General features: G+C 71.5%; 6 protein-coding genes. All 6 read left to right on the forward strand.

The window, feature by feature from the left end; all coding sequences use genetic code 11:
- Positions 1-87 precede the first annotated feature (87 nt).
- The 6 genes from nth (at position 88) to mrdA (ending at position 6,596) form a co-directional block, all read left to right on the forward strand.
- On the forward strand, positions 88-732 hold the full coding sequence (gene nth, locus CCR87_RS07755) for an endonuclease III (RefSeq protein WP_201156977.1): 645 nt from the start codon (positions 88-90) through the stop codon (positions 730-732).
- A complete protein-coding gene (locus CCR87_RS07760) occupies positions 729-1,718 on the forward strand; it encodes an adenosine kinase (RefSeq protein ID WP_201156978.1) in 990 nt (329 codons plus the stop codon). The genes nth and CCR87_RS07760 overlap by 4 nt, the downstream gene beginning before the upstream one ends.
- 291 nt (positions 1,719-2,009) lie before the next feature.
- A complete protein-coding gene (locus CCR87_RS07765; protein WP_201156979.1) occupies positions 2,010-3,044 on the forward strand; it encodes a rod shape-determining protein in 1,035 nt (344 codons plus the stop codon).
- 124 nt (positions 3,045-3,168) lie between these two features.
- Positions 3,169-4,110 carry a rod shape-determining protein MreC gene (gene mreC, locus CCR87_RS07770; RefSeq protein ID WP_201156980.1) on the forward strand — a complete coding sequence of 314 codons (942 nt, stop codon included), beginning with the start codon at positions 3,169-3,171 and terminating at the stop codon, positions 4,108-4,110.
- Positions 4,103-4,642, forward strand: coding sequence for a rod shape-determining protein MreD (locus tag CCR87_RS07775; RefSeq protein WP_201156981.1), 540 nt, complete (start codon positions 4,103-4,105; stop codon positions 4,640-4,642). Before mreC ends, CCR87_RS07775 begins: the two co-directional genes overlap by 8 nt.
- Before the next feature lie 10 nt (positions 4,643-4,652).
- Positions 4,653-6,596, forward strand: a complete 1,944-nt coding sequence (gene mrdA / locus CCR87_RS07780; protein ID WP_201156982.1) for a penicillin-binding protein 2 — start codon at positions 4,653-4,655, stop codon at positions 6,594-6,596.
- Positions 6,597-6,693: the final 97 nt, after the last annotated feature.

Raw genomic sequence — 6,693 nt, forward strand, 5'->3', positions numbered from 1 at the left:
GCCAGGGATCGCCGGGCCAGCGATCGCCGGGGGGAGGGCCTGCGGGGGGCTTGTCCGGGCGCGGCGCGCGGTCCATACGCAGACGCCATGGCGCGTCAGCTCGACTACCTCACCCTTCGGGCGATCTTTGCCCGCTTCGCCGCGGCCGATCCCGCGCCGGAGGGGGAGCTGGAGCATACCAACGCCTTTACCCTGCTGGTGGCGGTGGCGCTGTCGGCGCAGGCCACCGACGTGGGCGTGAACCGCGCCACCCGCGGGCTGTTCGCCGTCGCCGACACCCCCGAAAAGATGCTGGCACTGGGCGAGGACGGGCTGATCGCCCACATCCGCACCATCGGGCTGTATCGCAACAAGGCGCGCCATGTGATCGCGCTGAGCCGCCGGTTGATCGACGATTTCGGCGGCGAGGTGCCGTGTTCGCGCGCCGCCCTGCAATCGCTGCCGGGTGTGGGGCGCAAGACCGCCAACGTGGTTCTGAACATGTGGTGGGGGATGCCCGCGCAGGCGGTGGACACCCATATCTTTCGCGTCGGCAACCGCACCGGCATCGCACCCGGCAAGACCGTGGACGCCGTCGAGCGCGCCATCGAGGACCATGTCCCCGCCGACTACCAGCGCCACGCCCACCACTGGCTGATCCTGCACGGCCGCTACATCTGCAAGGCACGCAAGCCCGCCTGCGGGACCTGCCCGATCCATGATCTCTGCCCATTCGAGGAAAAGACCGCATGAAACGCTTCCACGTCACCGGCATCGGCAACGCGCTCCTGGATATCATCAGCCATACCGACGACCAGTTCCTGGCCGTCAACGGCGTGGGAAAGGGGGTGATGCAGCTTGTCGACATGGAGCGGGCGGTGGCGCTCTATGCCCGCATCGGACCTGCGCGCGAGGTCTCGGGGGGCTCGGCCGCCAACACCATCGCGGCGCTGGCGGCGCTGGGCGGGCGCACGGCCTATGTCGGCAAGGTCAAGGACGACCAGCTGGGCCGGATCTTTGCCCATGACCTGCGCGCGCAGGGCGCCGTGTTCGAGACACCGGCCGCGCCGAAGGACGCGGCGTCCGAGACCGGGCGCTGCATCGTGCTGGTGACACCGGACGGGGAACGCTCGATGAGCACCTATCTGGGGGTGAGCGAGCATCTGGGGCCCGACGATGTCGACCCGGGGACCATCGCGGCCTCGGAGTGGCTGTACCTGGAGGGGTACCGGTTCGACGGCGCCGACAGCCACGCGGCGTTCGCCCGCGGCATCGAGGCCGCCAAGGGCGCGGGCGGCAAGGTCGCGCTGACGCTGTCGGACCCGTTCTGCGTGGAGCGCCACCGCGCGGCGTTCCGCACCATGATCGGGGCGGATGTGGACCTGCTGTTTGCCAACCGCGCCGAGATGCAGGCGATGTTCGGCGGCAGCTTCGAGGACGCGATGGAGGCCGCGCGCGCCGAGGTCGGGATGGTCTGTGCCACCGACAGCGAGAACGGCGTGCATGTGCTGTCGGGCGAGCAGCGCTGGCATGTTCCCGCGGTGCCCACGCGGGTCGTGGATGCGACCGGCGCGGGCGACATGTTCGCGGGCGCGTTCCTGTGGGGACTGACCCATGGTCACGATCCCGAGACCAGCGCACGGATGGGCAACCTCGCGGCGTCCGAGGTGATCAGCCACATCGGCGCGCGCGCCGAGGCCAACCTGCGCGAGATGTTCGCCCGCGCGGGCCTGGGCTGAGCCTGCACGCCCGGGCCCGTGACGGCGCCGTGACTGGGCCTGTGATGGGGCCGCGCCCCGGCGGCACGCGGGCGACAGGCTGGCCGCGTGCCGCCGGGGCGGGCACCGGCGCGCGGGATCCGGCGGATTGCCGCCGCGCGGTCCGGCACGGCCCCTTTACGCTGTGACCCGCGCGCGCCTATAAGGACGCGCGTCCAGGCCGTGGGGTGCGCCCGCAGGCCTGTCTCCACCCATACCCCTTCCGTCCCGTGGCCGCGCCGGGCGCGGGGTCATCAAACGCAAGGTGCCTGCATGCTTTTCTCGGGTCTCTTCTCGTCCGACATGGCGATCGACCTCGGCACCGCGAACACGCTCGTCTATGTCAAGGGACGGGGCATCATCCTCAATGAGCCCTCGGTGGTGGCCTACCACGTCAAGGACGGCAAGAAGCAGGTGCTCGCGGTGGGCGAGGATGCCAAGCTGATGCTGGGGCGCACGCCCGGAAGCATCGAGGCGATCCGGCCCATGCGCGACGGCGTCATCGCCGACTTCGACGTGGCCGAGGAGATGATCAAGCACTTCATCCGCAAGGTCCACCGCCGCACCACCTTCACCAAGCCCAAGGTCATCGTCTGCGTGCCCTATGGCGCCACGCCCGTCGAAAAACGCGCGATTCGCCAGTCCGTGCTGTCGGCCGGCGCGCGCCGCGCGGGCCTGATCGCGGAGCCGATCGCGGCGGCCATCGGGGCGGGGATGCCGATCACCGATCCCACCGGGTCGATGGTGGTCGACATCGGCGGCGGCACCACCGAGGTCGCGGTGCTGTCCCTGGGCGACATCGTCTATGCCCGCTCGGTCCGCGTCGGCGGCGACCGGATGGACGAGGCGATCATCTCCTACCTGCGTCGCCAGCAGAACCTGCTGATCGGCGAGGCGACGGCGGAGCGCATCAAGACCTCCATCGGGACCGCGCGCATGCCCGACGACGGGCGCGGTGCGGTGCTCCAGATCCGCGGGCGCGACCTGCTGAACGGCGTGCCCAAGGAAATCGAGATCAGCCAGGCGCAGGTCGCCGAGGCGCTGTCGGAAACCGTGCAGGCGATGTGCGAGGCGGTGATGCTGGCGCTGGAGGCGACGCCGCCGGATCTGGCGGCCGACATCGTGGATCGCGGCGTGATGCTGACGGGGGGCGGGGCGCTGCTGGGCGAGCTGGACCTTGCGTTGCGCGAACAGACGGGGCTTGCCATCTCGGTCGCCGACGAGTCACTGAATTGTGTGGCGCTGGGCACCGGCAAGGCGCTGGAATACGAGCGCCAGCTGCGTCATGCGATCGACTACGACAGCTGAGGCCGACAGCGCCGGGGTCGAACCCGGCGCGGCGGGCGCGGATGCAACGGCCGGGCCGGGGCGGACCCGGCGGGGGTGAGCCCCCGCGCGGGCCTGCCCCGTTTCGGCACAGCGGGGGGCGAGGGTGACGCGCGATCGGGGCGGGAACAGTGACATCAACCGGCCGGTGCGGCGCATCCTGGTGGGGATGCTCGTGCTGGGTCTGGTGGCGATGTTCGCGCTGTGGCGGATCGACAGCCCCCGGATGGAGCGGTTTCGCATCGCCGTGATCGACCGGGTGGTGCCCAGTTTCGACTGGGCGTTGGCGCCGGTCACGCGCGCGGCGGGGCTGCTGGAGGATCTGCGATTCCATGCCCGCATCCACGAACAGAACCAGGAATTGCGCCGCGAATTGCAGCAGATGCGCGCCTGGCGCGAGGCGGCGTTGCAGCTGGAGCAGCAGAACGCCCGCCTGTTGGAGCTGAACCAGGTCCGGCTGGACCCGCGGCTGACGCATCTGACGGGGGTGGTGCTGGCGGACTCGGGCTCGCCGTTCCGGCGTTCGGTGCTGCTGAACGTGGGCGCGCGCGACGGCATCCGCGACGGCTGGGCGGTGATGGACGGGCTGGGGCTGGTGGGGCGCGTGTCGGGCGTGGGCAGCCAGACCGCGCGGGTGATCCTGGTCACCGACTCCAACAGCCGGGTGCCGGTGGTGATCCAGCCCTCGGGGCAGCGGGCGATCCTGGCGGGTGACAACGGGCCGCTGCCGCCGGTCGATTTCCTCGAAAGCCCCGAACAGGTGCGCCCGGGCGACCGGGTGGTGACGACGGGCGACGGCGGGGTCTTTCCCGCCGGTCTTCTGGTGGGCGAGGTCGCGATGGGCGCCGACCGCAGCCTGCGGGTGCGGCTGTCGGCGGACCTGCAACGGCTGGAGTTCCTGCGGGTGCTGCGCGCACAGCCGACCGAGCGGATCGAGGACCCCGGCCGCCTGCTGGTCCCGTTCGAGGCAGGCCAGGCGGGAGCGGGCCAGACCGGAACAGGCCGGACGGGTGATGCGCTGGCGCAGGGGGCGCCGGGGGATGGCTGAGGCGGTCTCGTACACGCCGTGGCGGTACTGGGCGGTGTTCGTGGGGCTGGCGGGGGTGTCGCTGTTCTGGCGGATGTTGCCGCTGGGGGTGCCGGGACACGGGCTGCCGGGACCGGATGTGCTGGTGTGCCTCGTGCTGGCGTGGGTGTTGCGCCGGCCCGACTATGTCCCCGCGCCGCTGGTGGTGGGGGTGATCGTGCTCGAGGACCTGCTCCTGATGCGCCCGCCGGGGCTGTGGGCGCTGATGGTGCTGGCCGGCTCGGAGTTCCTGCGCGGCCGCCAGCCGCTGATGCGGGAGCTGCCGTTCGCGCTGGAGTGGGCATTCGTGGCGGCGGTGATGGCGGCGATGTGGCTGGCCGGGCGGCTGGTGCTGGTGCTGGTGTTCGTCGATCCCGCGCCGCTGGGGGCCAGTCTTGTGCAACTGGTGTCGACGATGCTGGCCTATCCGCTGGTGGTGCTGTTCAGCCACGCGGTGCTGCGCGTGCGCAAGCCCGCCACCGGAGAAGTCGACGCGCTGGGCCGCCCGCTGTGAGGAGCCATCGATGAAACGCACCACCCGTGACACCGCCGAGGGCGCCCGCCGCGTCACCCGCCGCGCGCTGCTGCTGGGCAGCATGATGGGCGCGGGGATGCTGATGCTCGCGGGTCGGATGCGCCAGATCCAGGTGGCCGAGGCCGACCAGTTCCGCCTGCTGGCCGAGGAGAACCGCATCAACATCCGCCTGATCCCGCCGGTACGCGGGCTGATCCACGACCGCACCGGCGCGGTCGTGGCGGGCAACGAGCAGAACTACCGCGTCGTCATCGTGCGCGAGGATGCCGGCGACGTGGAGGAGGTCCTCGGTCGGCTGGCGCGGCTGATCGAATTGCCCGACGAGGTGGTGGAGCGCACCCTGCGCGAGGTCCGCCGCCACCGCCCCTTCGTTCCCGTCACCATCGCCGAGCGGCTGAGCTGGGACCAGATCGCGCGCATCGCCGCCAACGCCCCCGCGCTGCCGGGCGTCACCCCCGAGGTCGGCCTGTCGCGCCACTATCCGCTGGCGGGGGGGCTGGCGCATGTGGTGGGCTATGTCGGGGCCGTCAGCGAGCGGGACATCGCCGAGCAGGAGGTGCCCGACCCGGTGCTGCAACTTCCGGGTTTCCAGATCGGGCGCATCGGTGTGGAACGCCATATGGAGCACGCGCTGCGCGGCAGCGCCGGCACCCGCCGCATCGAGGTCAACGCCGTGGGCCGGGTGATGCGCGAGCTGGACCGCCGCGAGGGCACGGCGGGGCGCAACGTGCAGCTGACCATCGACCACCGCCTGCAAGCCTTCGTGCAGGCCCGCGTGGCGGGCGAAAGTGCCGCGGTGATCGTGATGGACGTGCGCTCGGGCGATCTGCTGTCGATTGCATCCTCGCCCAGCTATGACCCCAACCTGTTCGCGCACGGGATCTCGGTGCCCGATTTCCGGGCGCTGCTGGACGACCCGTATCGCCCGCTCGTCGACAAGACGGTGCAGGGGGTGTATCCGCCCGGCTCCACCTTCAAGATGGCGGTGGCGCTGGCGGCGCTGGAGGCCGGGGTGACGGTGCCCGAGGAGCGGGTGTTCTGCCCCGGCCATGTCGATATCTCGGGGCGCCGGTTCCATTGCTGGAAGCGGGGCGGGCATGGCCGGGTGGGCCTGGTCTCGGCCATCAGCGAAAGCTGCGACGTCTATTTCTACGAGATGGGCCAGCGGCTGGGGATCGAGCGGATCAACGCGATGTCCGAACGCCTCGGGATGGGGGTGCGCCATGCGTTGCCGATGTCGTCGGTGGCCGCCGGGCTGAACCCGACGCGCGAATGGAAGCGCGACCGGCGCGGTGAGGCGTGGCAGGTGGGCGACACCATCAACGCCTCGATCGGGCAGGGGTTCGTGCTGTCCTCGCCGTTGCAGCTGGCGGTGATGACGGCGCGGCTGGCGACGGGCCGCGCGGTGGCGCCGCGGCTGGTGCGCGCCATCGGCGGCCGCGAGGAGCCGCCCGCCGAGACGCCTGCGCTGGGGCTGGATGCGCGCGCGCTGGCGGTGGTGCGCCAGGGCATGAGCGAGGTGGTCAACCACCGCCGCGGCACCGCGTGGAGTTCGCGCGTGGTGGAGTCATCCGCGCGCCTGGCCGGCAAGACCGGCACCAGCCAGGTGTTCTCGATCACCGCCGCCGAGCGCGCAGCCGGTGTGCGCCGGCAGCAGGACCTGCCGTGGAACCGGCGCAACCACGCGCTGTTCGTGGGCTATGGCCCCGAGGAGGCGCCGGCCTATGCGGTGGTGGTGGTGATCGAGCACGGCGGCGGCGGCTCCTCGGCGGCGGCGCCGGTGGCGCGCGATGTGTATCTCCAGGCACTGCATGGTGGGTTTCCACCGCTGGCCGCGTATCCCGAGCCGCAGCGCAACCGGATCGAGACGATGCAGCAGGACCTGTCGGGGCGCATGGCGCCGGGGACGGTCGGCGGGCGCGACCGGGCATGACCGGGGGCATGACCAGGGGCATGACGAGTGGCACGACGGGGCGCATGATCGGCGCCGTGATCCCGGCACGGGGGGGCTGGTGTGCGGGGGATTGTGG

Origin of the sequence: Rhodobaculum claviforme (genome assembly GCF_016653255.1) — a bacterium.
Lineage (GTDB): Bacteria > Pseudomonadota > Alphaproteobacteria > Rhodobacterales > Rhodobacteraceae > Rhodobaculum > Rhodobaculum claviforme.